This window comes from Elstera litoralis (assembly GCF_000963705.1).
Lineage (GTDB): Bacteria > Pseudomonadota > Alphaproteobacteria > Elsterales > Elsteraceae > Elstera > Elstera litoralis.
The window spans coordinates 1-2,814 of record NZ_LAJY01000693.1; the positions used below are offsets into that span (position 1 = coordinate 1).

5 protein-coding genes are annotated in these 2,814 nt (G+C 62.2%); 1 reads left to right on the forward strand and 4 read right to left on the reverse strand.

Going from position 1 to position 2,814, the window contains the following annotated elements; genetic code table 11:
- Nucleotides 1-43 precede the first annotated feature (43 nt).
- On the reverse strand, nt 44-613 hold the full coding sequence (locus VZ95_RS19035) for a hypothetical protein (RefSeq protein WP_045777264.1): 570 nt from the start codon (nt 611-613) through the stop codon (nt 44-46).
- A gap of 76 nt (nt 614-689) precedes the next feature.
- Between VZ95_RS19035 and VZ95_RS19040 the strand changes: the two genes are divergently transcribed.
- Nucleotides 690-1,673 (forward strand): methyl-accepting chemotaxis protein, encoded by a 984-nt coding sequence (locus VZ95_RS19040; protein ID WP_052711954.1) that lies wholly within the window; start codon nt 690-692, stop codon nt 1,671-1,673.
- A 56-nt stretch (nt 1,674-1,729) separates the two neighbouring features.
- Here the strand turns inward: VZ95_RS19040 and VZ95_RS19045 are convergent, their stop codons facing one another.
- The 3 genes from VZ95_RS19045 to VZ95_RS19055 all read right to left on the reverse strand — a co-directional run.
- Complete coding sequence (locus VZ95_RS19045) at nt 1,730-2,092, reverse strand: HIT domain-containing protein (RefSeq protein WP_045777265.1); 363 nt, start codon at nt 2,090-2,092, stop codon at nt 1,730-1,732.
- Between the two features lie 24 nt (nt 2,093-2,116).
- The gene (locus VZ95_RS19050; RefSeq protein WP_198148407.1) at nt 2,117-2,458 is read right to left on the reverse strand and encodes a phosphoribosyl-ATP diphosphatase; all 342 of its coding nucleotides are present in this window, start codon (nt 2,456-2,458) and stop codon (nt 2,117-2,119) included.
- Between the two features lie 131 nt (nt 2,459-2,589).
- Nucleotides 2,590-2,814 (reverse strand): HisA/HisF-related TIM barrel protein (locus VZ95_RS19055; protein ID WP_045777267.1); only part of this gene is annotated, 225 nt, incomplete at its 5' end.

A 2,814-nucleotide genomic window follows, 5' to 3' on the forward strand; every position in this document is an offset into this window, starting at 1 on the left:
TCGGCTGGCCCCAATCAACGAGAAGGCCCGGTTTCATCTGTCGCTATCGCTCACCGAAGTGCCGCTCGAACTCTCCAATGACTTCGAGAAGGGTTTGAGTATGCTCCAGGGGCTCGCGGAAACCCATTTCCCGCTCTATGAGGAAAGCTCGGCGTTTATGCTGGATGTGGAGCGCGCGTCGGTAATGGCCCGCCAAGCCGCCATCGCCAATAGCGTCGATCAGATGGTGCGCAATAAAACCCAGACCCTCGCCATTCTCCGCCACCTCGAAACCCGCCTCATTACCCTCTCCAAAGACGCCCAAGATGCCGATTTGGTCTCGCCGGTTCAGCGCCTGATTAAGCTTGCGACCGATGAGGACGCTGGCATTTTCGTGCTCGCTGAAAAGCGCATCAACGCGCATATCAATGTCATCCAATCGCTGAAACGCGTCAGCGCCCAGGCTCAAATGCTGTCGGCGCAAGTCGATGAAATGGCGCAAGTCGTCCAGGCCGACGCGCGCACCGAAACCCAGCGCACCCTCGCCTTGGTCGAACAAGCCAGCCTGATGCAGGTTGGTCTGATTAGCGCGAGCCTGTTGATTGCGCTGGCGGTTGGCTGGGGCATTGGGCATCGCACTATCGCCCGCCGACTAACCCTGCTCTCGGAAGGGATGGACGCGGTTCGGAAAGGCAATCTCACTCAAAACGTTGCGCGTCAGCGGTTCGGACGAAATCGGCACGATGGCCCGCGCCCTCGATGTCTTCCGGCAAACGGCGATGGAGGTGGAAAACGCCCGCGCCGAAGCCGAAGCCGAGCGCCATCGGTCGGCGGACGAGCGCCGCAAGGCCCTCGCCCAGATGGCCAATCAGTTCGAACAGAGCGTCGCCAAAATCGTCACCACCGTGCGCCGGGCAGCGGAAGAAATGCGCAATGCCTCGGGCTCGATGGCCAATATGGCCGAAGGGGCGACTCAGCAAACGGTCGAAGTCGCCGCCGCCGCCGCGCAAGCCATCGGCAATGTCGATGCCGTCGCCGCCGCCTCGGCGCAGTTGACCGTCTCCATCAGCGAAATTTCCCGCCAAGTCGTGCATTCCAATACGATTGCCGATCAGGCCGTTATGGAAGCGCGCAAAGCGGGCGATACCGTGCGTGGGCTCGCGGGGGCGGTGGAGCGGATCGGGGAGGTCGCCAAGCTGATCGATGGAATCGCCGCGCAGACCAATCTGCTGGCGCTAAACGCCACCATTGAAGCGGCGCGGGCGGGCGAAGCCGGGCGCGGGTTCGCCGTCGTCGCCGGCGAGGTTAAAAGCCTCGCCAGCCAAACCGCGAAAGCCACCGAGGAAATCGGCTCGCAGATCGGCTCGATCACCCAAGGCGCGCGCGCGGCAATCACCGCGATTAACCAGATCGATACGATCATCGGCGATATTAGCGGGATCGCCGCCACCATCGCCGCCGCCGTGGAAGAGCAGGGGGCGGCCACTGGCGAAATCGCCCGCAGTGCCGAACAGGCCGCGCAAGGCACTCAAGGCGTCGCCCGCGTTATCGAACGGGTGCGCGGGGCCACCACCTCCACCGGGCAAGCGGCGCAAGGCGTTCTCCACGCCGCCGAACTGCTGGCCGGGGAAGCGGGCGATCTGCACCGGGAGGTCGATGGCTTCTTGGGAGCAATCCGAACCGGAACGGCATAGGGCACGGATTTCGGCCCTTTGGGTTTAGAACGGCGCAGGATTAGTCGGGCGCCGTTCTAGTCCTGCGGCAACATCGAGCCGAGGGCGCGGCCGCCGACGAGATGCAAATGGAAATGCGGCACTTCCTGATGGCCGTGCGTGCCGGTATTGGCAATCAGCCGGTAGCCGGTTTCGGTCACGCCCTGTTCGGCGGCAATCGCGCCAATGGCATCGATGAAGGCGATTTTTTCGGCCGGGCTGGCCTTCTCGCTAAAATCCTGCGCGCTCGTGTAAGCGCCTTTCGGGATAATGAGAATATGCACCGGCGCGCGCGGAGAAATATCCGGGAACGCGAGGACATGCTCTGACTGATACACGGGTTTCGACGGGATCTCGCCCCGCAGGATTTTGGCGAAGATATTCGACGGATCGTAAGACACGCGGCGTTCCCCCTTATTTAAGGCCTAATCTTCGTCGTCGTCGGTCTCACGGCCGAGATGCGCATAGCCCGACACGCCTTCGCGGCGCGCCAATTCTCGCCACACATCGCCCGGCTCCACGTCCGACGCCGCCCACAGCAAGGTGAGATGATACAGAAGGTCGGCGCTTTCGGAAACAAGGCGCTTGCGCTTACCCCGGATCGCCTCGATGACCACCTCGACCGCCTCTTCCCCAACCTTTTGGGCAATCTTATGGGTGCCGCGCGCAAACATTTTGGCCGTATAGGAAGTTTCAGGATCGGCTTTACGCTTGCTCTCGATGCGGCTGAAAAGCTGATCGAGAATATGGGCTGTCGGGGGCGTCATGGAAGGCTCCGTCATCTACAATCTCCGGCTGACGGTTGTGCGCATCTTGCACCCGTTTGTCTAGACATATCAACGTAATGACTACACATTTTTTTACTGCCTGTTGCCTGAGCAGACGCGCGGAAGGCGTTTCATTGCATCGCCACCGGGCGCATCGGCAGGCCCGCCGCCGCCATATGGGCTTTCGCTTGACCGATGGTGAAGGTGCCGAAATGGAAAATCGACGCCGCCAGCACGGCTGCCGCATGGCCGTCGCGCACGCCATCGACCAGATGATCGAGCGTGCCGACGCCGCCCGAAGCGATCACCGGCACCGGCACGGCATCGGCCACCGCGCGCGTTAGCGCCAGATCGAA

What these genes read in the sequence shown, in the direction of transcription:
- VZ95_RS19035 (WP_045777264.1), bottom strand. Translation starts at nt 613, where the DNA reads ATGCCCAATGCCCCAGCCAACCGCCAGCGCAATCAACAGGCTCGCGCT.
- VZ95_RS19050 (WP_198148407.1), bottom strand. Translation starts at nt 2,458, where the DNA reads ATGACGCCCCCGACAGCCCATATTCTCGATCAGCTTTTCAGCCGCATC.